Here is a 22754-nt window from a genome sequence, read left to right as displayed (position 1 = left end):
ACGCGACTTCGTATCATTCGCCGGTCAGCCGCCGCTCCGCCTCCCGGTATTTCTCCGCGGTGCGCGCCAGGATGTCCGGGGGCAGATGGGGCGCCGGCGGCTTCTTGTCCCACTCCAGCGTCTCCAGGTAATCGCGCACGAACTGCTTGTCGAAGCTCGGCGGGCTGATGCCGGGGCGGTAACCGTCAGCCGGCCAGAACCGTGAGGAATCCGGGGTCAGCGCCTCGTCGATCCAGTGCAGCACACCCGCCTCGTCCACCCCGAATTCGAATTTGGTGTCGGCGATGATGATGCCGCGGTCCAGCGCATAGGCCGCGGCTTCCCGGTACAACCCCAACGCCACCTCGCGCATCCGCTCGGCCAGCTCCCGTCCGATGAGGCCGACCACCTGGTCGAACCCGATGTTTTCATCGTGCGAACCCATCTCGGCCTTGGTGGACGGCGTGAACAGCGCGTCCGGCAGCCGTTCGGCCAGTCGAAGGCCGGACGGCAGCCCGATGCCGCAGACGGCGCCGCTGCGCTGGTAGTCCTTCCAGCCCGAGCCGATGAGATAACCCCGCACCACGGCCTCCACCGGCAACGGCCTGAGGCGCTTGACCACCATGGCCCGGCCCTCGACCTGCTCGCGCTCGGCCGGATCGGGCAGCACCGCCTCCAACGGCGTGCCGGAAAGGTGGTTGGGCACCCGGTCCTTCAAGCGCTCGAACCAGAATCGCGAGACGCGGGTCAGTACCCGGCCCTTGCCGGGAATGGGGTCGGGTAAAATGACGTCGAAGGCCGACAGCCGGTCCGTCGTGACGATCAGCATCAGATCGTCGCCGGCTTCGTAGATGTCGCGAACTTTTCCCCGCGCTTTCAGCCGCAGCGAAGACAGGCTGGATTCGAACAATGTCTCAGGGACGGTCATCGGGCTGACTCTTCCAGACTTTAAGGATAAACATCAATCATGTAAGGTGCGAAGGTTTATGGCAAGTCTCGAGGGACGGTTTCTCAGGTGAGCTGGCTCGGCAAACTCTTGGGGGGTACCTTCGGTTTCCTTCTCGGAGGTCCGCTCGGCGCATTGCTGGGCGCCGCCATCGTCCACAAGCTGGACGGCGGCAAGGACAAGTACGCCCAGATCGAATCGGACCCGTCACCCGACGCCCAGCACCGGATACAGATGGCTTTCTTCACCGCCACGTTCTCGGTGATGGGCCACGTCGCCAGGGCCGACGGCCGGGTGTCCGAGGCCGAAATCACCGTGGCGCGGACGGTGATGAACCGCATGAGCCTGTCCGAGGGCATGCGCCGCACCGCCATCGAACTCTTCAGCCGCGGCAAGCAGCCTGATTTCCCACTGCGGGAAGCGGTCGAACAATTCCGGAAAGAATGTCACCGCCGCTACGCACTGCTCCGCATTTTCCTGGAAATCCAGCTCGAAGCCGCCTTCGCCGACGGCCCCGTCAACCAGGCCGAGGAACGCGTCCTGCTCGACATTTGCGACCGGCTCCGCATCTCGCGCTTCGAGTATCACGCCATGAAGGGACGCCTGGATGCGGCGTTACGTTTCGCCCGGGCCTATCAGAATTCCTCTTACGGCGGCCACCGGAACACACCCGCGCGCCGCCGCGAGGACACGCTGGAAGACGCCTACGCCATGCTCGGCATCGAGGCATCGGCCGGGGCTGACGAAGTCAAGCGCGCTTACCGCAAGCTCATCAGCCGGCATCACCCGGACAAGCTGGTCGCCCGGGGGATGCCCGAGGAGATGGTGCGCATCGCCAACGAGAAGACCCAGCAGATCCGCAAGGCTTACGAGGTCATCGCGGCGGCGAGAAACCTCTGAGCCTCAAATCGGCAGGAAACTTCCGCCGCTTGCCACCGCCGCGGTGATCAGTCCGAGCACCAGATTGATGCCGACCAGACGGCGGATCACACCCAGGGCTTCCGCCCCCACGGCCCAGTCCTCCGCGGCCACCGCGGCTTTCAGCGCCTGGTAGGGCCGGGCGTAGATCAGGCCGAAAATCACGGTCATGGTGAGGGCGATGAGCAGCATCAGATGCACCGGCCACCCCACCTGCCCGAAGCCGCCATAAGCATGGATCAGCCCGAAGCCGGTGAGGAACAGCAGCACGATGGCTCCCTTGACCCAGGGAAAGAAGCGTGCGAACACCGCGTTCCACAGCCGCAGCCGTTCCGGCGCCTGCAGCAAGCCGGCAGCGACCGGGCGCAGGACCTGATGGGCGAAGAACATGCCGCCGACCCAGAGCACGGCGGAAAGGACATGCAGTACCAGCGCCAGTAATATCATGGGATTTCCTGCCCGACACCGAAGGGTATGGAAGGGTCAGACGGCCATGTCGCCCCACAGCGTCTGGATGGCCGCCAAGGCCGCCAGGGCGGCGGTTTCGGTGCGCAGCACGCGCGGGCCGAGGCGGATGGGAACGAACGCAGCCGCCACCGCCATATCACGCTCGGCGTCGCTGAAGCCGCCCTCCGGCCCCGACAGCAGGGTCACCGAACCGACGGGCGGTGCCAGCTCCCGCAGGCCGTGAACGGCATGGGGATCGAGACAGATCCGAAGGCCCGCGGCCTCCGGGAGCCAGGCTTCCAGGGAACGCGGCTCCAGCACTTCCGGCACCCGGTTGCGCCCGCTCTGCTCGCAGGCGGCCCAAACCACCCGGCGCCAGTGCTCCAGCCGCTGCGCCTTGCGTTCCCCATCGAGCTGCACCACGCAGCGTTCGGTGAACAGCGGGGTGATGGCGCCGACACCCAGTTCCACCGCCTTCTGGATGGCCAGGTCCATACGCTCGCCGCGCGAGATGCCCAGCCCCAGCCTCACGTCGAGCCGGGATTCGCGGTCGTCCGGCCGATGCGCCCCCACCGTCAGACTCACGGCCTCCCGGTGACAGACCCCGATCCGCGCAGCGAACTCGCCGCCTTCGCCATTGAACACCGTGAGATCGAAGCCGCGCTTGAGCCGCAGGACCGTGCGCAGATAATGGGCGCGCTCCCCGTCCAGCACGACATCGGCGCCCGATGCCAGCGGCACCGGGAGATAGAGTCTGGAAATGCGCATGGCCTTTCAGTCCTCCGCCGCCACCAGCAGGCCTTCCCAGGCCACCTCCGCCATGAGGCGAATCTGCTCGGGGGTGATGAGGTAAGGCGGCATGAAATAGATCACATTGCCCAGGGGGCGCAGCAGCACGCCCCGCTCCAGCGCACGGCGGTAGACCCGCAGGCCCCGCCGCTCCTGCCAGGGATAGGGCTCGCGGGTCGTCTTGTCCTTCACCATCTCGATCGCCAGGATCATGCCGCGCTGGCGGACTTCGGCGACATGGGGATGCTCCTGGAAACGCTCGGTGGCATCCGCCATGCAGCGCGCCAGTTCGCGGTTTCGCCCCAGCACGTCGGTCGCATCGAACAGCTCCAGCGTCGCCAGGGCCGCCCGGCAGGCCAGCGGGTTGCCCGTGTAGCTGTGGGAATGCAGGAAAGCCTTCAGCGTGCCGTAGTCGTCGTAGAAGGCCGCGTAGATTTCCGGGCGGGTCAGCACCGCCGCCAGCGGCAGATAACCGCCGGTGAGGCCCTTGGAAAGGCACAGGAAGTCCGGGCTGATGCCGGCCTGTTCGCAGGCGAACAAGGTGCCGGTGCGGCCGAAGCCGACCGCGATCTCGTCCGCGATCAGGTGTATACCCAGCCGGTCGCAGGCAGCGCGCAGCAAACGGAGGTACAGAGGATCGTACATGCGCATGCCGCCGGCGCATTGCACCAGCGGTTCGACGATCACGGCGCAGATTTCATCGGCGCCCCGCTCCAGGATCGCCAGCATGTCGCGGAAGCGCCGCTCGGCATAGCCGGCTTCGGTTTCGCCCGGCTCGCGTCCGTAGGCGTCCGGACTGGGCGCGGCCACGGCCTCCATCAGCAGGGGCCGGTAGGTCTCCTTGTACAGCGGCACGTCGCCCACCGCCAGTGCGCCCAGGGTCTCCCCGTGATAGCTGTTCTCCAGGGTGACGAAGCGGGTCTTGCCGGGGCGGCCCCGGTTGCGCCAATAGTGGAAGCTCATCTTCAGCGCCACCTCGACCGCCGCCGAGCCGTTGTCGGCGTAGAAGCAGCGCTCCAGCCCCGGCGGGGTGATGTCTACCAGCCGCTCCGCCAGCCGGATGCCCGGCTCGTGGCTGAAACCGGCGAAGATCACGTGCTCCAGCCTTCCGAGCTGGTCGGCCAGCGCGGCGTTGATCGCGGGATGGCAGTGGCCGAACAGGTTGACCCACCAGGAGCTGATCGCGTCCAGGTAGCGCCTGCCGTCGAAATCCTCCAGCCAGACACCCTCGCCGCGGCGGATCGGGATCAGCGGCAGCGACTCGTGGTCCTTCATCTGGCTGCACGGGTGCCACAGCACCGCGAGATCGCGCTCCATCCATTCGCGGTCGGCGGATCCCATGCCCCGGCTACTTGACCTTCATGCCGGGCTGGGCGCCTTCGTCCGGCGACAGGAGGAAGATGTCGCCGCCGCCCGGCCCCGCCGCCAGCACCATGCCTTCGGACAGGCCGAACTTCATCTTGCGCGGCGCGAGATTGGCGACCATCACGGTCAGCCGCCCGATCAGGGTCTCCGGCGCATAGGCCGACTTGATGCCGGCGAACACCGTGCGGGTCTCGCCGCCCAGATCCAGCGTCAGCTTCAGCAGCTTGTCCGCGCCCTCGACGTGCTCGGCATTGGCGATACGGGCGATGCGCAGATCGACCTTGGCGAAGTCGTCGATGGAAATCGTCTCGGCGATCGGCTGGACCTGGTGCTGCTGATGCTCGGCATGGCGCACCTGGGAATGCGGCTCCGGCTGCCCTGCCGTGGCTTGCAGGCTCTGGCGGTTGGCTTCGACCAGGGCATCGACCTGCTTGGGGTCGATGCGGGTCATCAGATGTCGATAATCGTTGATGGTATGACCTTGCGGCAGCAGGGTTTGCGCGTCCTGCCAAGTAAGAGAAGGAATCTTCAAAAACCCTTCGACCGCCTCTGCCAGCCTGGGCAGAATCGGCTTGAGATAAATCGTCAGCAACCTGAACAGGTTCAACGTTATCGCACAAACCACTCTTAGGTCTCCACGGGAATAGCTGTCATCCCTTTTTGCGATTTCCCATGGTTTTTTCTCGTTAACGAAGATATTTACCTCATCGGCTAATTCCATGATCTTACGAATCGCTTTGTTGTAGTCACGGCTGTCGTAATAGCCGGAAATCTCCTCGGCCGAATCCCGCAGCCTGTCGATAAGGAAATCCAGTGCCTCGCCATCGGCAAGCTGCATCGGCACATCCAGTCGTCCGTCGAAAAATTTCGTCACAAACCCCGCGGTCCGGCTGGCGATATTGATGTACTTCCCCACCAGATCGCTGTTCACCCGGGCGACGAAGTCCTCCAGGCTGAGGTCGATGTCCTCCATGGTGCCGTTCAGCTTGCAGGCGTAGTAGTAGCGCAGCCATTCGGGATTGAGACCCTGCTCGAGATAGCTCTGGGCGGTGATGAAAGTGCCGCGCGACTTGGACATCTTCTCGCCGTTCACGGTCAGGAAGCCGTGGGCGAATATCCTGGTCGGGGTGCGGAAACCTGAATGTTCCAGCATGGCCGGCCAGAACAGGGCGTGGAAATAGAGGATGTCCTTGCCGATGAAATGGTACAGCTCGGCCTCCGAGTCCTTTTTCCAGTATTCCGCGAAATCCAGGCCCAGTCTGTCGCAGAGGTTCTGGAAACTCCCCATGTAACCGATCGGCGCATCCAGCCAGACGTAGAAATACTTGCCCGGCGCATCGGGAATCTCGAAACCGAAATACGGCGCATCGCGGGAAATGTCCCAATCGGAAAGACCTGCTTCGAACCATTCGTTGAGTTTGTTGGCAGCCTCGGTCTGAAGGGCGCCGGAGCGGGTCCAGTCCTTCAGGAATTCGGCGCACTCGCCCAGCTTGAAGAAGTAATGCACCGATTCCCTGCGCACCGGCGCGGCGCCGGATACCACGGAGTAGGGGTTGATCAGGTCGGTGGGCGAATAGGTGGTGCCGCAGACTTCGCAGGAATCGCCGTACTGGTCCTTGGCGTGGCACTTGGGACATTCGCCCTTGATGAAACGGTCGGGCAGGAACATTTCCTTGACCGGATCGAAGTACTGCTCGATCGCCCGCGATTCGATCAGTCCGCGGTCCTTGAGCCTGCCGTAGATATCGGCGGCATGAGCTCGGGTCTCCTCCGAATGGGTCGAATAGTAGTTGTCGAACTCGATGTGGAAGCCGGTGAAGTCGCGCAGATGCTCGCCATGGACGCGGGCGATCAGCTCTTCAGGGCTGATGCCCTCCTTCTCCGCACGCAGCATGATGGGCGTGCCGTGGGTGTCGTCGGCGCAGACGTAGCGGCAGTCGTGCCCACGCATCTTCTGGAAGCGCACCCAGATGTCGGTCTGGATGTATTCGACCAGATGGCCCAGGTGGATCGGACCGTTGGCGTAGGGAAGAGCGCTGGTGACAAGGATTTTTCGCGGGCTGGTCATGGAAACGGAGTCTGGCAAACGGATCGAATGTGCGATTATCCCATAATCGACCGGGGCGGCTCCGGCGAGCGCTCAAGCCGCCCGCCTCACTCCACCGTCACCGACTTGGCGAGATTGCGCGGCTGGTCGACGTCCGTTCCCTTGATCAGGGCGACGTGGTAGGCGAGGAGCTGCAGCGGCACGCTGTAGACGATCGGCGCGACGACTTCGTCGGTCTCCGCCACCCTGAGGATCCTGACGCCGGGCACGTTTTCGATCGGCGCTTCGGCATCGGCGAACACGTAGAGTTCGCCGCCGCGCGCCTGGACTTCCTGCAGGTTCGACTTGAGCTTCTCCAGCAGCTCGTTGTTGGGCGCGACGGCGACCACCGGCATCTCGTTGTCGATGAGCGCCAGCGGCCCATGCTTGAGCTCGCCCGCCGGATAGGCCTCCGCGTGGATGTAGGAGATTTCCTTGAGCTTGAGCGCTCCTTCCATGGCGACCGGATACTGGGCGCCGCGGCCGAGATAGAGGGCGTGGTGCTTCTCGCCGAACAGCTCGGCCCAGGCCGCGATTTCGTCTTCGAGTTGCAGGACATGCCGGATCTGCGCAGGCAGGGTCTCCAGCTCGCGGACGATCTTCGCTTCCTGTTCGGCGGCCAAGGCGTGGCGCCGGCCCAGCGCCAGCACCAGGAGCAGCAGGGCGGTCAGCTGGGTGGTGAAAGCCTTGGTCGAGGCCACCCCGATCTCGGGGCCGGCCCGCGTCATCAGGCAGGAGTCCGATTCGCGCACGATCGAGCTTTCCGGCACGTTGCAGATGGCCAGGGTGTGCGCATAGCCGAGTTCCTTGGCGGCCTTCAGCGCCGCCAGCGTGTCCGCGGTCTCGCCAGACTGGGAAATGGTCACGAACAGGGTGCCGGGCTGCACGACCTGCCGGCGGTAGCGGAATTCACTGGCAACCTCCACGCTGCAGGGCAGGCCGGCCAAGGCCTCGAACCAGTAACGCGCCACCTTGCCGGCGTGGTAGCTGGTGCCGCAGGCGACGATCTGCACCGCCCGGACGTGCTCGAACGCGGCCTCGGCGCGCTCGCCGAATGCGGCAGACAGCACCTTGCCCTGATGGATGCGGCCGCTCAGGGTCTTTTCGACCGCGACCGGCTGCTCGTGGATTTCCTTCTGCATGTAATGGCGGTATTCACCGCGCTCCACCGAATCCGGCGCCAGCCGGGTCTCGTGGACCGGGCGCTCGACCCTGCCGCCATCCTTGCCATAGACCCGGACCGACTCGGTGGTCAGTTCGACGAGGTCGCCCTCTTCCAGGAAGACGAAGCGCTGCGTTTCGCCGACCAGGGCGAAAACGTCGGAAGCGACGAAGTTTTCGCTTTCGCCCAAGCCGACCACCAGGGGACTGCCCTTACGGGCGGCTATCAGCCGGCCCGGCTCGCAAGTGCTGACGACGCCGATGGCATACGCGCCTTCCAGGATGCCGACGGTGGCGCGTACTGCCTCCAACAGCGGGAACCCCTGCTCCAGGAAGTCGTGGATCTGGTTGACGACGACTTCGGTGTCGGTCTCCGACAGGAACTCGTACCCCTTCTGCTGGAGCTGCCGGCGCAGCGCCTCGTGGTTCTCGATGATGCCGTTGTGGACCACGGCGACTCGCTCGCGGCAGACATGCGGATGGGCGTTGCGTTCGGACGGCACGCCGTGGGTGGCCCAGCGGGTGTGAGCGATACCGGTTTCACCTTCGACCAGGGCGGATTCCAGGGCGGCTTCCAGCTCGCGCAGCTTGCCCGGACGGCGCACCCGCTCCAGCGACCCGTCCGCAGCGATCACTGCGATGCCGGCGGAATCGTAACCGCGGTATTCCAACCGCCGCAGACCTTCCAGCAGGATCGGGGTGACATTGCGGTGTGCCACCGCGCCCACTATTCCGCACATGACTCCTTCCTCGCTTTCTCCGGACGTTTCCAGCCTTCCACGCTGAGCTGCCGGGCGCGGCTCAAAGTCAAGCAGTCTTCCGGCGTATCCCGGGTGATGGTGGAACCGGCGCCGATGGTGGCATTGCGCCCCACCCGGACCGGCGCGACGAGCTGAGTGTCGGAGCCGATGAAGGCGCCGTCCTCGATGATGGTCCGGTGCTTGGCGACGCCGTCGTAGTTGCAGGTGATGGTGCCGGCACCGACGTTGACACCCCTGCCGATGCTGGCATCGCCGATATAGCTCAAATGGTTGACCTTGGAACCGACGGCGATGTCGGATTGCTTCACTTCCACGAAATTGCCGATGTGAACCCCTTCGGCGAGCACGGATTCGGGCCGCAGCCGGGCAAAGGGTCCGACCCTGGAACCGGCACCGATGACGGCGCCTTCGATCACGCTATTGGCGAGGACCGCCACGCCCGGTCCTATCACGGTGTCCTTCAGATAAACGTTGGGACCGATGCGCGCCTCGTCGCCCAAGGCGATTCTTCCTTCGAGAATCACGTTGACGTCGATCTCCACGTCACGACCCAGTTCGACGATTTCCCCTCTCAGGTCGAAACGCGCGGGGTCGCGCAGGGTCACACCCCGCTCCATCAGCGCGCGCGCCTGGTGGACTTGGTAGATTCGCTCCAGTTCGGCCAGTTGCCGGCGGTCGTTCACGCCGAGCACTTCGTCCGGACTGGTGGGATGCGTCGCATCGATGAAATAGCCCTCCGCCACCGCCATGGCGACGATGTCGGTGAGGTAGTACTCGCCCTGCGCGTTGTCGTTGCGCAAAGCCTTCAGCCAGCGCTTCAATGGCGCCCCTTCGACCGCCAGGATGCCGGTGTTGACCTCGCGGACGGCGCGTTCTTCCGGCGTGGCATCCTTCTCCTCGACGATACGAAGCACCCTGCCGCTGGCGTCGCGAATGATGCGGCCGTAGCCGGTCGGGTTGTCCAGCTCGACCGTCAGTAGCCCCAAGCTCGATTCGCCGGCGTGGTGCAGCAGGGTTTCCACCGTCTCCCGTCTCAGCAGCGGGACGTCGCCGTACAAAACGAGCACCGTCGAATCGTCGCCGATCCGGTCCACGGCCTGCATCACCGCATGGCCGGTCCCCCTGCGCTCCTTCTGCTCGATCCAGGTCGCCGGCAGATGGCCCAATGCGGACAGCGCCTGCTCACCGCCGTGGCCGTAAACGATGACCGTTTCACGGACTTCGAGGGCCGCCGCGAGCCGGTAGACATGCTCGAGCAGACAGAGGCCGCCGATCCGGTGCAGAACCTTCGGCAGACCGGAACGCATGCGCGTGCCCTGACCCGCCGCCAGAATGAGAGCGATGACTTCCACTCAAGTCTCCTTCACGAGGATCGCCGAATAAACGGGTATTTCCGCCAACAAAAAACCCGGTAAAGGTGAAGCATAGCATCACCTTTACCGGGCCGCTGACCGCCGCGGGATCGGCCGGTTACGCCCGGCCCTTGCGGTAATTCTCCAGCGTCCGCAACTGCGCCACCGCCTCCGCCAGCTGCGCCTGGGCCTTGGCGTATTCCATGCGGCCGGAGCGGTCCGCCAGCGCTTCCTCGGCGGCCCGCTTGGCTTCCTGCGCCGCTGCTTCGTCGATGTCTTTCGCGCGCACCGCGGTTTCCGAAAGGATCGTCACCAGATACGGCTGCACCTCCAGCATGCCGCCGGAGACGTAGAACGACAACGGCTCCTGACCCTCGCTCTTGACCCTGACCTCTCCCGGCTTGAGCGGCGAGAGGAACGGCGCGTGCCGGGCGGCGATGCCCACCTCGCCTTCCTGGCCCGGTGCCACGACCAGCTCGGCCTGCCCGGAGAAGATCTCGCCTTCCGCACTCACGATGTCCACATGCATCGTCATGGCCATCTCAGTTACCTCCTATGGCTGCCGGTCAAGCGGCCAGGCGTTTGGCTTTCTCCAGCGCCTCGTCGATCGAACCGACCATGTAGAACGCCTGCTCCGGCACGTCGTCGTAGTCTCCGTCGACGATCCCCTTGAAACCGGCGATCGTGTCCTTGAGGGGAACGTACTTGCCGGGCGAGCCGGTGAACACCTCGGCCACGAAGAACGGCTGCGACAGGAAGCGCTGGATCTTGCGGGCGCGCGAGACGATCAGCTTGTCGTTTTCCGACAGCTCGTCCATGCCGAGGATGGCGATGATGTCGCGCAGCTCCTTGTAGCGCTGCAGAGTGCTCTGCACCCGGCGGGTCGTCTCGTAATGCTCGTGCCCGATTACCAGCGGATCGAGCTGGCGGCTGGTGGAATCCAGCGGATCGACCGCCGGGTAGATACCCAGCTCGGCGATCTGGCGCGACAGCACGACGGTGGCGTCGAGATGCGCGAAGGTGGTCGCCGGAGACGGGTCGGTCAAGTCGTCGGCCGGAACGTACACGGCCTGGATAGACGTGATGGAACCGGTCTTGGTGGAGGTGATGCGCTCCTGCAGAATACCCATTTCCTCCGCCAGGTTGGGCTGGTAGCCCACGGCCGAAGGCATGCGCCCGAGCAGGGCCGACACTTCCGTACCCGCCAGGGTGTAGCGGTAGATGTTGTCGATGAACAGCAGCACGTCACGGCCTTCGTCGCGGAACTTCTCGGCGATGGTCAGGCCGGTCAGAGCCACGCGCAGACGGTTGCCAGGCGGTTCGTTCATCTGGCCGTAAACCAGCGACACCTTGTCGAGAACGTTGGACTCCTTCATTTCGTGGTAGAAGTCGTTACCCTCACGGGTACGTTCGCCTACGCCCGCGAACACCGAGTAGCCGCTGTGTTCGATGGCGATGTTGCGGATCAGCTCCATCATGTTGACGGTCTTGCCCACGCCGGCGCCACCGAACAGCCCGACTTTGCCGCCTTTGGCGAACGGGCAGATCAGGTCGATCACCTTGATGCCGGTCTCCAGCAATTCGTTGGCGGCCGCCTGGTCCTGATAGGAAGGCGCCTTGCGGTGGATGCCCCAGCGTTCCTTCTCGCCGATCGGTCCCTTCTCGTCGATGGGATCGCCCAGCACGTTCATGATGCGACCCAGGGTCTCCGTGCCCACCGGTACCGAGATCGGCGCACCGGTGTTGGTCACCGTGACGCCGCGCCGGACCCCGTCGGTGGAACCCATGGCGATGCAGCGCACCACACCGTCGCCCAGCTGCTGCTGGACTTCCAGGACGAGGCCGACCTCGTCGACGCGCAATGCGTCGTAAATCTTCGGTAAGGATTCGCGCGGAAATTCCGCGTCGACCACCGCGCCGATGATCTGTACGATTTTCCCAGAACTCATTTCTGCCCTCTTCGGATATCTATTGATTTATTCCGCTAGACCGCAGCCGCGCCGCCGACGATTTCGGCGATCTCCTGCGTGATGGCCGCCTGCCGCGCCTTGTTGTAGATCAGCTGCAACTCCTTGATGAGTTTGCCGGCGTTGTCGGAGGCACTCTTCATGGCGACCATGCGGGCGGCCTGCTCGCACGCGTTGTTCTCGACCAGCCCCTGGAACACCAGGGACTCGATGTAGCGGGTGATGAGCGCATCCAGCACGGTCTTGGCGTCCGGCTCGTATAGGTAGTCCCAATGCCCCTTGAGCTCATCGGAAAGCTCTTCCGCCTTGATCGGGGCCAGGCACTCCAGCTTCGGCTTCTGCGTCATCGTGTTGACGAATTCGTTGTGAGCCACGTAAAGCTCATCGATCTCGCCTTCGCCGTACGCATCCAGCATGACCTTCAGAACACCGATGATGCCCTCGAGGTGCGGCGTGTCACCCAAGCGGACGACCTGGGCGGCGACGTCCGCTCCCACGCCGCCGAAGAACGACGCCCCCTTCTGCCCGATCACGCCCAAGCGGACCTCGACGCCCGCCTCGCCCCATGCCTTCATCCGCCGCAGCAGCAGCCGGAACAGGTTGGAGTTCAGCCCCCCGCACAGACCACGGTCGGAAGACACCAGCACCACCCCCACCCGTTTGACGGGGCGTTCGACCATGAACGGATTCTTGTACTCCGGGTTGGCCTGGGCGAGGTGCTTGATGATCCGGGCGATCTTGCGCGCATACGGACGGGTCGCCTGCAGCCGGTCCTGGGTACGGCGCATCTTGCTCGCCGCAACCATTTCCATGGCGCGCGTGATCTTCTGTGTGTTGCGGACGCTCGCGATCTTTATGCGGATTTCTTTGCCGACGGCCATGGCTGCACCTTCACCAGGCGTGAGTCGCTTTGAACTTCTTGATCGCTTCGTGCAAGCCGGCCTGGATCGCGTCGTTGTAATCGCCGGTGGCGTCGATCGACTTCAGCAGTTCGGCACACTGCGACTTCATGTACTCCTGTAGGGCATCCTCGAAGTCACGCACCTTGCTGACCTCGACGTCATCCAGATATCCCTCGTTGGCGGCGAACAGGGAGACGGCCATCTGGGCGATGCTCATCGGCGAATACTGGTTCTGCTTCATCAGCTCGGTGACCCGCTGGCCACGCTCGATCTGCTTACGGGTCGCCTCGTCCAAGTCGGACGCGAACTGGGCGAACGCCGCGAGCTCGCGGTACTGGGCGAGGTCGAGACGGATGCCGCCGCCGAGCTTCTTGATCACCTTGGTCTGGGCCGCGCCGCCCACACGCGACACCGACAGACCGGCGTTCACGGCCGGGCGGATACCTGCGTTGAACAGGTTGGTTTCCAGGAAAATCTGGCCATCGGTGATCGAGATCACGTTGGTCGGCACGAAGGCGGAAACGTCACCGGCCTGGGTTTCGATGATGGGCAGGGCGGTCAATGAACCGGTCTTGCCTTTCACCTCGCCCTTGGTGAGACGCTCGACCTCTTCCGCATTGATCCGCGAAGCCCGTTCCAACAGGCGCGAATGCAGGTAGAACACGTCGCCCGGATAGGCTTCGCGCCCTGGGGGACGCCGCAGCAGCAGCGAGATCTGACGGTAGGCCCAGGCCTGCTTGGTGAGGTCGTCATAGACGATGAGCGCATCTTCGCCGCGGTCGCGGAAATATTCGCCCATCGCGCAACCGGCATAAGGGGCGATGAACTGCAGCGCCGCGGATTCGGAGGCCGAGGCCGACACGACGATGGTGTGCTCCATCGCGCCGTGTTCCTGCAGCTTGCGCACCACGTTGGCGATCGACGACTGCTTCTGGCCGACGGCGACATAGATGCACTTAACCCCGGTGCCCTTCTGGTTGATGATGGCGTCGATCGCGATGGCGGTCTTTCCGGTCTGACGGTCACCGATGATCAGCTCGCGCTGGCCCCGGCCCACCGGGATCATCGAGTCGATGGCCTTGAGGCCGGTCTGCAGCGGCTGGCTCACCGACTGGCGCGAAATGACACCCGGGGCGATCTTCTCGATCGGCGAGAACAGCTTCGCATCGATCGGGCCGGCTCCGTCGATCGGATTGCCCAGCGCGTCGACCACGCGGCCGAGCAGCGCTTCACCCACCGGCACTTCCAGAATGCGCCCGGTGCATTTGGCGGTGTCGCCTTCGGAAAGGTGCTCATAGGAACCGAGCACCACGGCACCGACGGAATCGCGCTCCAGGTTGAGCGCCATGCCGTAGGTATTGCCCGGAAACTCCACCATTTCCCCTTGCATCACGTCCTGGAGGCCATGGATGCGGACGATGCCGTCGGTCAGGCTGACGATGGTTCCTTCACTGCGTGACTCAACGCCCAGATCGAATTTTCCGATCCTCTGCTTGATGAGATCACTGATTTCAGACGCGTTCAGTTGCATGATACTGTCTCATTACTAATTGGAGAGTCGTTTCGCCAATCGCTGGAGCTGGCCATGGACGGAAGCATCGACGACCCGGCCACCGGCGCGAAGAACCACGCCGGCGATCAGGGATTCATCCACGGTGACGTGAAGGCGCCCCTTACGCGACATCCACTTTTCCACCAACGCATTGAGATTCGTTGTTTCGCTCTCTTCGAGCGGGTAAGCGGTAATGACATCGACATCGACGTAACCTTCCTCTTCCGCCCGGAACTCGGCGAACATGTCGGCGATCGTCCCGACCAGCCCCAGGCGGCCATTGCTCGCCAGGAGACGAATGAAATTCTCGCCTTCCGGGATGACGTGACCTTTGCAGAGATCCAAGAAGTTGGCGATGAACCTGTCTTTGCCTGCCTTCGGATCACTGGCGGCCCGTTGCATGAGGGGATCGGCCATGACCTGCTTGAGGAATTCGAGCATGTCGGCCCATTCCTGGATGTTGCCGGCTTCCTTGGCCGCTTTGAATACGGCGACGGCGTAGGGCCGAGCCAGGGTGGTCAGTTCGCTCATCGGTGTCTAGCCCAACTGCTTGCCGAGTCCGGCGAGGATTTCCTTGTGCTTTTTCTGGTCGACCTCCCGCTGCAGGATCTTCTCGGCGGCACTGATCGCCAGGGCAGAAACCTGTTTGCGGAGTTCTTCCTTGGCATTCTCCAGCTCGCGGTCGATCTCGGACCGGGCATTGGCGAGGATACGCTCACCCTCGATCTTGGCCGCTTCCTTGGATTCGTCCACCAGGGCATTGGCGCGCTTTTGAGCCTGGTTCACGATCTCCGCAGCCTGGTCTTTGGCCTCCTTCAAGGCGGCGGTCGCACGCTTTTCGGCAAGCTCCATTTCGTGCTTGCCTTTTTCGGCGGCAGCCAGACCTTCGGCGATTTTTTTCTTGCGCTCTTCCAGCGCTTGCAACAGGGGCGGCCAGACGTACTTCATGGTGAACCACACCAGAAGCGCGAATGTGACCATTTGCCCAAATAGCGTGGCATTGATGTTCACGGCGCTGTCCTCACTTGCTTGAGTGCTTTCGCTAGGGTTCCAACCGTATGCGAAGGGTCAGCTTACTTCACGAACGGGTTCGCGAAGGTGAAGAAGAGAGCGAGGCCGACGCCGATCATGGTCACTGCGTCGAGCAGACCCGCAACGATGAACATCTTGACCTGCAGCATCGGTACCATTTCCGGCTGACGGGCGGCGCCTTCCAGGAACTTGCCGCCGAGCAGCCCAAAGCCGATGGCGGTACCCATGGCGCCCAGGCCCAGGATGATGCCGACAGCAATCGCGGTCATACCGTATACAGTTTCCATTTTTCCTCCAAAAGGTCAGTTAAAGTGATTTAGAAAGAAGAACCGGGAGCATCCCTTAGTGGCTTTCGTGCGCCAGACTGAGATAGACGATGGTCAGCACCATGAATATGAACGCTTGCAGCGTGATGATCAGGATGTGGAACACCGCCCAAGGGAAGCTCAGTGCCGGCTGCACCCACCAGGGCAGCAGCGCGATCAGGATGAAGATCAATTCGCCCGCATACATGTTGCCGAACAGTCGCAAGCCGAGAGAGACCGGCTTGGCCAGGTACTCGACGGTGTTCAGCAACAGATTGAAGGGGACCAGCGCCCAGTGGCTGAATGGATGGAACAGGAATTCCATCGCGAAATGGCCCGGGCCCTTGACCTTCAGGCTGTAGAAAATGATCAGGAAAAACACCGAGATCGACATGCCGAAGGTGGCGTTGAGGTCGGTGCTCGGGACCACGCGCAGATATTCGAGGCCGATCGCCTTGCCCACGTCCGGCAGCAGGTCGACCGGCAGGAGATCCATGGCGTTCATCAGGAAGACCCAGGCGAAGATACTCAGGGCCAGCGGGGCGATCAGGGCATTGCGGCCATGGAAACTGTCCTTGACCTGGGTGTCGACGAACTCGACGATCATCTCGACGAAGTTCTGGAAAGGACCGGGCACGCCGGCCGTCGCCTGTTCGGCGGCCTTACGGAAGAAAAACAGGAACACCGCGCCGAGGAACACCGAAAAGAACAGCGTATCCACATGCAGTGTCCAGAAACCCTCACCGGAAGAGAGGGGGGTCAGGTGATGGACGATGTAACCGGTGGCGCCACCGGCATCGTGCGCTTCTGTCGCCATTGTCAGCCTTGCTCTAGTTGTTCAAATTCATTGCAGCAGGGCGATCCAATACACCCCGAGTGCCACTATAAATCCGGAGAAAAGCGGCAAAAATTCCAGTTCGCGGAATTGGAATGCCAGGAAGAACAGGACGCCGGTCAAGACGAGCTTCATGGACTCGCCGACATAGAAGGCCCGTACGATGTCGCGGGCACTCCGGGTCGGGTCGAAGAAGCCGAAACGGAGCGCGAAGAACGCATTCGGTACGAATGCGATCAGCCCCCCTGCAGATGCCGATATTGCTGTTTTCCATCCGCCCGCAACGTAGGCAATCACTCCGCAGGCAACCATCACGACGAGTTGCCAGCGGATGATCCGTCGTACCCCCCCGTACAAACGCCCGCCCAACATTTCAGGCATCCCCGCACAAACGCCGCGGCATCATAGCAGCGGGTTTTCCAAAGATCAAACCGGTTCAGCCTTCGAAGCGCGCCAGCAAACCCTCGAGCTGCTCCAGGCTGGCATAGGAGATGACGAGCCTGCCCGCCCCTTTTGCGCCATGCTGGATCCGGACGCCGGCGCCCAGGCGCTCGGTCATGCGACGTTCCAACCGGGCGATGTCGGGGTCGACGACCTTGGCCGGCTTCGGACCGGCGTCGGCGGCTTTCAACAGACCATTCACCAGGGACTCGGTTTCCCGCACGCTCAGGCGCTTTTCGGCCACACGCCGGGCGGCTTCGCCCTGCTGGCCGTAAGGCAGGGCGAGCAGGGCCCGGGCATGGCCCATGTCGATCTCGCCGGCGCGCAGCAGTGCCTTGGCATCGGGATGCAAGTCGTTGAGGCGGTTGAGGTTGGTGATGGTGACGCGGGACTTGCCGAGGGCATCGGCCACTTGCTGATGGGTCATCCGATGCTCTTCCAGCAGACGCTGGATCGCCTCGGCTTCTTCCAGCGGATTCAAATCTTCGCGCTGGATGTTTTCGATCAGCGCAATGGCGAGGGCGGCTTGGTCCGGCACTTCGCGCACCACGACCGGCACCTCGCGGACGCCGGCGAGCTGGGCCGCGCGCCAGCGCCGTTCGCCGGCGACGATCTGGTAACGCCCCGGCTCCGCGGAACGCACCACGATCGGCTGGACGATGCCCTGCGCACTGATGGAGTCGGCAAGTTCGCGCAACTTGGCAGAGTCGAAATCCTTGCGCGGCTGAAACGGGCTCGGTTCCAAATGCTCGATGGGGAGTTTGCGCAAAGACTCCTGCTTCGGATCCAGCCTGGCTTCTCCCAGCAGGGCTTCCAGGCCCCTGCCCAGGGCGGGTTTCTTCATGCTCGTCGATTCACTCGTTTTCTATGCGGCGGCGGTCTTACGCTCGTTGCGCCGGACGATTTCACCGGCCAGCGCCAGATAGGCCAACGCCCCCTTGGAACTCTTGTCGTGATACATGACCGGCACGCCGTGACTCGGCGCCTCGGCCAAGCGGATGTTGCGAGGGATGACGGTGCGGAACACACGGTCCGGGAAATGCTCGAGGAGTTGTTCGGAAACCTCGTTGGCAAGCCGGCTGCGGGTGTCGTACATCGTGCGCAGCAGGCCTTCCACCGCCAGCCGGGGATTCACGGTCGCGCGGATCTTGCCCAGGGTGTCCATCAGATCGGACAGGCCTTCCAGCGCGTAGTACTCGCATTGCATGGGGATCAGCACGCTGTCCGCCGCCACCAGGGCGTTGACCGTCAGCATGTTCAGGGAGGGTGGACAGTCGATCAGGATGAACCGGTAACGGCCGAGACAGGGTTCGAGCGCCTCCCTCAGGCAACGGTCGCGTCCTTCGATCTGCAGAAGATCGACCTGCGCGGCCGCGAGGTCCGAATTGCTGGGAATCAGATCGAAACCCGGCCCATCGAGTTCGATGATCGCTTCGGACGCCGGCGCCTCCCGGATCAGCACCTGGTAGCTGGACCGGCTCAGCGAGCGCTTGTCGACACCGCATCCCATGGTCGCGTTGCCCTGGGGATCGAGATCGATCAGCAGCACTCTGTTTTTCGTGGCCGCGAGCGATGCCGCCAGATTGACACCGGTCGTGGTCTTGCCGACCCCCCCTTTCTGGTTCGCGATTGCTATGATCTTTGCCTTGCCCATTTACGAATCCTGCCCTGTCGGCTTCAGTTCTGCAAGATGCCTTTCCGCTTCCACGCCGGGCACCCGCAGCCGATGGATGCCGACCGCGACGCCGGCCGGCAGGTCGCCGAGTTCGGCCTCGGGCCGGCGCCCCTTGAGGGCCAGCACCGTACCGCCGGTCCTGAGCAGGGGTGCCGCATCGGTCCAGATTTCCGCCAGCGAGGCATAGGCCCGCGCCAACACGCAGTCGAAACCCTCGGCATCGGTGAAAGATTCGATCCGCGCCTGCACCGGCACGACATTGGCCAGGCCCAGTTCGATCACCGCCTGCCGGACGAAACGGATCTTCTTCGCATTGCAGTCGAGCAGTACGAATCGCCGCTCCGGCTGCACGATCGCCAAGGGAATGCCGGGCAGTCCCGGGCCCGTCCCCACGTCCAGCACCCGCCTGCCATGAAGGAAGGATGCGATCGAAAGGCTGTCCAGGAGGTGAAGCCGCACGCCTTCGCAGAGGTCTTCGATGGCCGTGAGACTGTACACCCGGTTCCATTTGCGCAGCAGTTCGAGAAATCGAAGCAGACGTTCGCGCTGATCGCCCCCGGCATCCGACCCCAGTTCGCTCAGGCCCCGCTCGAGCATCGCGTTCGGAGACATCACGCAGCGCCGGTTCGGCGCAGGTGTACCAGCAGCAGCGAGATCGCCGCCGGCGTGATGCCCGGGATACGCGCCGCCTGGCCGACGGTGGCGGGCCTGACGCGGCCGAGCTTTTCCCGCACTTCGCTGGAGAGCCCGACGACCTTGCCGTAATCCATGGAGTCCGGCAATTGCCAGGCCTCGTAGCGCCGGACGCGTTCGATTTCGGCCTGCTGGCGTTCGATGTAGCCGGTGTACTTGGCTGCGATTTCCACCTGTTCACGCACCGCCCTGTCCATGCCTTCGAACAGCTCCGGAGCATGGCCGGCAAGGTGTTCCAGCCCGACATCCGGGCGTCTGAGCAGTTCCAGCAGGCTGGCTTCGCGTTGCAGCGGTATTTCGGTGAGCGCGTTCCAGCTTTCGGCTTGACTGCTGTCGGGGCGGATGCGCCGGGCGGCAAGACGCGCGCCCAGCGTCTCGATGGCTTCGCGCTTGGCTTCGAATGCCGACCAGCGGGCATCGTCCACCAGTCCCAGGGCGCGGCCGGTTTCGGTGAGGCGCAGGTCGGCATTGTCTTCGCGCAGCACCAGGCGGTACTCGGCGCGGCTGGTGAACATACGGTACGGTTCGGAGGTGCCGCGGGTGATGAGGTCGTCGACCAGCACGCCGAGGTAGGCCTCGTCCCGGCCCGGCCACCAGGGTTCCAAGTCACGCGCTTTGCGCGCAGCGTTCAAACCCGCCAGCAACCCCTGCGCAGCGGCCTCCTCGTAACCCGTGGTGCCGTTGATCTGGCCGGCGAAAAACAGGTTCTCCATGTGACGTGTCTCGAGCGAATGACGGAGGTCCCGCGGGTCGAAGAAATCGTATTCGATCGCATAGCCGGGGCGGGTGATCCGAGCGTCCTCGAACCCCTGGATCGAGCGCACCACGGCAAGCTGGACGTCGAAGGGGAGACTGGTGGAAATGCCGTTGGGATAGATTTCCAGGCTGTCGAGACCTTCCGGCTCGACGAAAATCTGGTGTGAATCGCGCTCGGCGAAGCGCACCACCTTGTCTTCGATGGAAGGACAGTAGCGCGGGCCAATGCCTTCAATCACGCCGGTGAACATCGGCGACCGGTCGAGACCGGCGCGAATCAGCTCATGGGTACGTTCGTTGGTACGGGTGATGTAACACGATACCTGAGGCGGGTGCTCCTCGCGCGTGCCGAGGAAGGAAAACACCGGCGTGGGGTCATCGCCCGGCTGTTCCGCCATCCGGCTGAAGTCGACGCTGCGGCGGTCGATGCGCGGAGGGGTACCGGTCTTCAGCCGGGCGACCTTGAACCCCAGATCACGCAGGCGCCGCGCCAGATCGGTCGCCGGCGGATCGCCCGCCCGGCCGCCATCGTAGTTTTCCAGGCCGATGTGGATGCGTCCGGCCAGGAACGTCCCGACGGTGAGCACCACGCAGCGGGAACGGAACTTGAGCCCCATCTGGGTAACGACCCCGGCCGCTCTGCGACCTTCGACGATCAAGTCGACCACGGTCTGCTGGAACAGGCTGAGGTTTTCCTGGGCGCTCAGGCCCTCGCGCACCGCCTTGCGGTAGAGGCTGCGGTCCGCCTGTGCCCGGGTCGCGCGCACGGCGGGCCCCTTGCTCGCGTTGAGGATGCGGAACTGGATACCTGCCCGGTCCGCTGCCCGTGCCATGAGGCCGCCCATGGCATCGATTTCCTTCACCAGATGCCCCTTGCCGATGCCGCCGATGGCCGGATTGCAGCTCATCTGGCCCAGGGTCTCGACGTTCTGCGTCAACAACAGGGTGCGCGCACCCGTCCGCGCCGCGGCCAGGGCGGCCTCGGTGCCGGCGTGTCCGCCGCCGACTACGATCACGTCGAACTCATCGTCGAAAAACATCGGGGACTCCACCGGTTCCAGCCCGGTTGGGAATGGCTTGAGGGGGCGGAGTTTACCAGATTTTTCATGCCGTTAGGCAAATCTAGCCATTCAGCTCCCGCTGATACGCCCTGCATAGGATGCGGAACACTTCGATCCGGGCGTGGTATTTGTCGTCGGCAGCGACGAGGTGCCAGGGCGCATGGATGGTGCTGGTCTGGGTCACCATGTCGTTCACCGCCAATTCATAGGCATCCCACTTCTCCCGGTTGCGCAAGTCTTCCTCGGTGATCTTGTAACGCTTGTAACGGGTCTGCTCGCGCTCGCGGAACCGTCTGGCCTGCTCGTCCTTGGAGATATGCAGCCAGAACTTGAGCAGGATGATGCCGTGGCCGGTCAGTTCCTCCTCGAAGTCGTTGATTTCCGAATAGGCACGATGCCATTCCTCTTCGCTGGCGAAACCTTCCACCCGTTCCACCAATACCCTGCCGTACCAGCTCCGGTCGTAGATGGTGACGTTGCCGTCGCGCGGCAGGTGCCGCCAGAACCGCCAGAGGTAGTGGTGCGCCTTTTCCTCGTCGGTCGGCGCCTGGATCGGAATGACCCGGTAGTTGCGCGCATCCATCGCCGGCGTGATCCGGCGGATGACGCCGCCCTTGCCCGCCGCATCCCAACCCTCGAACACCAGCATGGCCGAGCGCTTCCGTTGCCGCGCCAGCCGGGTCAGGCGGCTGATCTTGGCCTGAAAGGCGGTTTTTTCCTCCTGATAGGCTTTTTTTCCGAGTCTGGCTTTCAAATCCACTGTGCCAAGGATGCTGGGGCCGGGACTCGAAACCGGCGGTTCGGGTTTGACGTGTTGCTCCCGGACACCTTCGAGGCGGGCGGTGATGCACTGGGCCAGATGACGGCCGATGGCGATCCGCCGGTAATGCGAATCGTAGCCGTTGACCAGGAACCACGGGGCCTCCGGGGTATTGGTCGCCCGTAGCGCCTGCTCCGCGATCACGACAAATTCGTCGTAAAGCTTGAGGTGCTCGTGCTCGGTTTCGGTGATCTTCCAGCGGGTCTCGGGATCGCTCTCGGTCTTCTCGATGATTTTGCGCTGCTGTTTCTTGCTCAGATGCAGCCAGCATTTGACCACCACGGTGCCATCGCTGGTCCAGGCCTTTTCCAGACGGTTGATGTGAGCCAGTTCTGCCAAGAAAGCAGCCTCGTCGATACGCGAATACAGCCGGTCCGCAAGCGGCGGTCCGTACCATCCGACCGAGAAAATCCCGATCCGGCCCCGCCGCGGCTGAGCCATCCAGTAACGCCAGTGGTTCGGACGCTCCCGTTCGTCTTCCGAAGGCCTCCCGAAGGCATGGGTCTCCATGTAGCGCGGGTCCATCCATTCGTTCAGCGTGTGGATGATGTCTCCCTTCCCCGCGCAATCCAGACCCGCCAGCAGGAACACGACCGAGATCCTCGCGGGTTCGATCATCTGCTGCAAATCCAGAAGTTGCATCCGGAGATCGGGAAGCTGGGCGGCGTAGGAGGTTTTGTCGAGCCTGGACTTGAGTTCTGCGACTTCGAACATCGGCGCGGCTCCTGGAGGCGGAAGGGAGAGGGGAAAAACCGGGTCGTTCCCTGTGCATAACGTGTGCGGTCGCTCGCGATGCCCGGATGGGATCAAGTTATCCACAATCCATCTACATGTCAGCCTCGTTTTACCAACATTTTTGGTGCCATCCTAACCATAGGATTCATATGAAAAAAATGCGTTACCCACCGTTT

22 protein-coding genes are annotated in these 22754 nt (G+C 63.5%); 1 reads left to right on the top strand and 21 read right to left on the bottom strand.

Annotated elements, in window-relative coordinates:
* Positions 1–13 precede the first annotated feature (13 nt).
* The gene (locus H156_RS0106540; RefSeq protein WP_017364774.1) at positions 14–907 is read right to left on the bottom strand and encodes a phosphoribosylaminoimidazolesuccinocarboxamide synthase; all 894 of its coding nucleotides are present in this window, start codon (positions 905–907) and stop codon (positions 14–16) included.
* Between the two features lie 87 nt (positions 908–994).
* Here H156_RS0106540 and djlA point away from each other — a divergent pair, with 87 nt between their 5' ends.
* Positions 995–1825, top strand: coding sequence for a co-chaperone DjlA (gene djlA / locus H156_RS0106535; RefSeq protein ID WP_010959393.1), 831 nt, complete (start codon positions 995–997; stop codon positions 1823–1825).
* Positions 1826–1828: 3 nt separating this feature from the next.
* Here the strand turns inward: djlA and H156_RS0106530 are convergent, their stop codons facing one another.
* From H156_RS0106530 to pap, 20 genes are all read right to left on the bottom strand, one after another.
* Positions 1829–2290, bottom strand: a complete 462-nt coding sequence (locus H156_RS0106530; protein ID WP_017364775.1) for a CopD family protein — start codon at positions 2288–2290, stop codon at positions 1829–1831.
* A gap of 36 nt (positions 2291–2326) precedes the next feature.
* Positions 2327–3058: a 16S rRNA (uracil(1498)-N(3))-methyltransferase gene (locus H156_RS0106525; protein WP_010959391.1), complete on the bottom strand. Its 732-nt coding sequence runs from the start codon at positions 3056–3058 to the stop codon at positions 2327–2329.
* A gap of 6 nt (positions 3059–3064) precedes the next feature.
* Entirely contained in the window at positions 3065–4420 is a 1356-nt protein-coding gene (locus tag H156_RS0106520) for an adenosylmethionine--8-amino-7-oxononanoate transaminase (protein ID WP_017364776.1), read from the bottom strand.
* Positions 4421–4427: 7 nt separating this feature from the next.
* Entirely contained in the window at positions 4428–6512 is a 2085-nt protein-coding gene (metG, locus tag H156_RS0106515; RefSeq protein ID WP_017364777.1) for a methionine--tRNA ligase, read from the bottom strand.
* Positions 6513–6598: 86 nt separating this feature from the next.
* Complete coding sequence (gene glmS / locus H156_RS0106510; protein WP_010959388.1) at positions 6599–8431, bottom strand: glutamine--fructose-6-phosphate transaminase (isomerizing); 1833 nt, start codon at positions 8429–8431, stop codon at positions 6599–6601.
* Positions 8419–9804, bottom strand: a complete 1386-nt coding sequence (glmU, locus tag H156_RS0106505) for a bifunctional UDP-N-acetylglucosamine diphosphorylase/glucosamine-1-phosphate N-acetyltransferase GlmU (protein ID WP_017364778.1) — start codon at positions 9802–9804, stop codon at positions 8419–8421. The genes glmS and glmU overlap by 13 nt, the downstream gene beginning before the upstream one ends.
* Before the next feature lie 118 nt (positions 9805–9922).
* Entirely contained in the window at positions 9923–10345 is a 423-nt protein-coding gene (locus tag H156_RS0106500) for a F0F1 ATP synthase subunit epsilon (RefSeq protein ID WP_010959386.1), read from the bottom strand.
* 25 nt (positions 10346–10370) lie between these two features.
* A complete protein-coding gene (gene atpD / locus H156_RS0106495) occupies positions 10371–11753 on the bottom strand; it encodes a F0F1 ATP synthase subunit beta (RefSeq protein ID WP_010959385.1) in 1383 nt (460 codons plus the stop codon).
* Between the two features lie 35 nt (positions 11754–11788).
* Positions 11789–12652 (bottom strand): F0F1 ATP synthase subunit gamma, encoded by an 864-nt coding sequence (gene atpG / locus H156_RS0106490; RefSeq protein WP_017364779.1) that lies wholly within the window; start codon positions 12650–12652, stop codon positions 11789–11791.
* A gap of 10 nt (positions 12653–12662) precedes the next feature.
* Positions 12663–14204: a F0F1 ATP synthase subunit alpha gene (gene atpA, locus H156_RS0106485; protein WP_017364780.1), complete on the bottom strand. Its 1542-nt coding sequence runs from the start codon at positions 14202–14204 to the stop codon at positions 12663–12665.
* Positions 14205–14219: 15 nt separating this feature from the next.
* Positions 14220–14756 carry a F0F1 ATP synthase subunit delta gene (locus H156_RS0106480; RefSeq protein ID WP_017364781.1) on the bottom strand — a complete coding sequence of 179 codons (537 nt, stop codon included), beginning with the start codon at positions 14754–14756 and terminating at the stop codon, positions 14220–14222.
* Positions 14757–14762: 6 nt separating this feature from the next.
* Entirely contained in the window at positions 14763–15236 is a 474-nt protein-coding gene (locus tag H156_RS0106475; protein WP_010959381.1) for a F0F1 ATP synthase subunit B, read from the bottom strand.
* Positions 15237–15298: 62 nt separating this feature from the next.
* A complete protein-coding gene (atpE, locus tag H156_RS0106470; protein WP_010959380.1) occupies positions 15299–15544 on the bottom strand; it encodes a F0F1 ATP synthase subunit C in 246 nt (81 codons plus the stop codon).
* A 55-nt stretch (positions 15545–15599) separates the two neighbouring features.
* Positions 15600–16379 (bottom strand): F0F1 ATP synthase subunit A, encoded by a 780-nt coding sequence (atpB, locus tag H156_RS0106465; RefSeq protein ID WP_010959379.1) that lies wholly within the window; start codon positions 16377–16379, stop codon positions 15600–15602.
* A 27-nt stretch (positions 16380–16406) separates the two neighbouring features.
* The gene (locus H156_RS0106460) at positions 16407–16778 is read right to left on the bottom strand and encodes an ATP synthase subunit I (RefSeq protein ID WP_017364782.1); all 372 of its coding nucleotides are present in this window, start codon (positions 16776–16778) and stop codon (positions 16407–16409) included.
* A 55-nt stretch (positions 16779–16833) separates the two neighbouring features.
* Complete coding sequence (locus H156_RS0106455) at positions 16834–17682, bottom strand: ParB/RepB/Spo0J family partition protein (protein ID WP_010959377.1); 849 nt, start codon at positions 17680–17682, stop codon at positions 16834–16836.
* A gap of 21 nt (positions 17683–17703) precedes the next feature.
* Positions 17704–18492, bottom strand: coding sequence for a ParA family protein (locus tag H156_RS0106450; RefSeq protein ID WP_017364783.1), 789 nt, complete (start codon positions 18490–18492; stop codon positions 17704–17706).
* A complete protein-coding gene (rsmG, locus tag H156_RS0106445; protein WP_017364784.1) occupies positions 18493–19125 on the bottom strand; it encodes a 16S rRNA (guanine(527)-N(7))-methyltransferase RsmG in 633 nt (210 codons plus the stop codon). It abuts the gene before it with no gap.
* On the bottom strand, positions 19125–21002 hold the full coding sequence (gene mnmG, locus H156_RS0106440; RefSeq protein WP_017364785.1) for a tRNA uridine-5-carboxymethylaminomethyl(34) synthesis enzyme MnmG: 1878 nt from the start codon (positions 21000–21002) through the stop codon (positions 19125–19127). The genes rsmG and mnmG overlap by 1 nt, the downstream gene beginning before the upstream one ends.
* Positions 21003–21084: 82 nt before the next feature.
* Entirely contained in the window at positions 21085–22557 is a 1473-nt protein-coding gene (gene pap, locus H156_RS0106435; RefSeq protein ID WP_017364786.1) for a polyphosphate:AMP phosphotransferase, read from the bottom strand.
* Positions 22558–22754 lie beyond the last annotated feature (197 nt).

Source organism: Methylococcus capsulatus str. Texas = ATCC 19069 (genome assembly GCF_000424685.1).
Classification (GTDB): Bacteria; Pseudomonadota; Gammaproteobacteria; order Methylococcales; family Methylococcaceae; genus Methylococcus; species Methylococcus capsulatus.
The sequence above is the reverse complement of the archived record's forward strand: the minus strand, read 5'-3'. Positions and strand labels throughout refer to the sequence as shown.

Excerpts from the sequence above, each read along its gene's own strand:
- H156_RS0106460 (WP_017364782.1), bottom strand. The coding sequence starts at position 16,778 with ATGCCTGAAATGTTGGGCGGGCGTTTGTACGGGGGGGTACGACGGATC.
- atpE (WP_010959380.1), bottom strand. The coding sequence starts at position 15,544 with ATGGAAACTGTATACGGTATGACCGCGATTGCTGTCGGCATCATCCTG.
- glmS (WP_010959388.1), bottom strand. The coding sequence starts at position 8,431 with ATGTGCGGAATAGTGGGCGCGGTGGCACACCGCAATGTCACCCCGATC.
- H156_RS0106520 (WP_017364776.1), bottom strand. The coding sequence starts at position 4,420 with ATGGGATCCGCCGACCGCGAATGGATGGAGCGCGATCTCGCGGTGCTG.
- H156_RS0106525 (WP_010959391.1), bottom strand. The coding sequence starts at position 3,058 with ATGCGCATTTCCAGACTCTATCTCCCGGTGCCGCTGGCATCGGGCGCC.
- H156_RS0106500 (WP_010959386.1), bottom strand. The coding sequence starts at position 10,345 with ATGGCCATGACGATGCATGTGGACATCGTGAGTGCGGAAGGCGAGATC.
- H156_RS0106450 (WP_017364783.1), bottom strand. The coding sequence starts at position 18,492 with ATGGGCAAGGCAAAGATCATAGCAATCGCGAACCAGAAAGGGGGGGTC.
- H156_RS0106455 (WP_010959377.1), bottom strand. The coding sequence starts at position 17,682 with ATGAAGAAACCCGCCCTGGGCAGGGGCCTGGAAGCCCTGCTGGGAGAA.
- atpA (WP_017364780.1), bottom strand. The coding sequence starts at position 14,204 with ATGCAACTGAACGCGTCTGAAATCAGTGATCTCATCAAGCAGAGGATC.
- mnmG (WP_017364785.1), bottom strand. The coding sequence starts at position 21,002 with ATGTTTTTCGACGATGAGTTCGACGTGATCGTAGTCGGCGGCGGACAC.
- atpG (WP_017364779.1), bottom strand. The coding sequence starts at position 12,652 with ATGGCCGTCGGCAAAGAAATCCGCATAAAGATCGCGAGCGTCCGCAAC.
- atpD (WP_010959385.1), bottom strand. The coding sequence starts at position 11,753 with ATGAGTTCTGGGAAAATCGTACAGATCATCGGCGCGGTGGTCGACGCG.
- H156_RS0106480 (WP_017364781.1), bottom strand. The coding sequence starts at position 14,756 with ATGAGCGAACTGACCACCCTGGCTCGGCCCTACGCCGTCGCCGTATTC.
- H156_RS0106530 (WP_017364775.1), bottom strand. The coding sequence starts at position 2,290 with ATGATATTACTGGCGCTGGTACTGCATGTCCTTTCCGCCGTGCTCTGG.
- H156_RS0106540 (WP_017364774.1), bottom strand. The coding sequence starts at position 907 with ATGACCGTCCCTGAGACATTGTTCGAATCCAGCCTGTCTTCGCTGCGG.
- metG (WP_017364777.1), bottom strand. The coding sequence starts at position 6,512 with ATGACCAGCCCGCGAAAAATCCTTGTCACCAGCGCTCTTCCCTACGCC.
- pap (WP_017364786.1), bottom strand. The coding sequence starts at position 22,557 with ATGTTCGAAGTCGCAGAACTCAAGTCCAGGCTCGACAAAACCTCCTAC.
- rsmG (WP_017364784.1), bottom strand. The coding sequence starts at position 19,125 with ATGTCTCCGAACGCGATGCTCGAGCGGGGCCTGAGCGAACTGGGGTCG.
- atpB (WP_010959379.1), bottom strand. The coding sequence starts at position 16,379 with ATGGCGACAGAAGCGCACGATGCCGGTGGCGCCACCGGTTACATCGTC.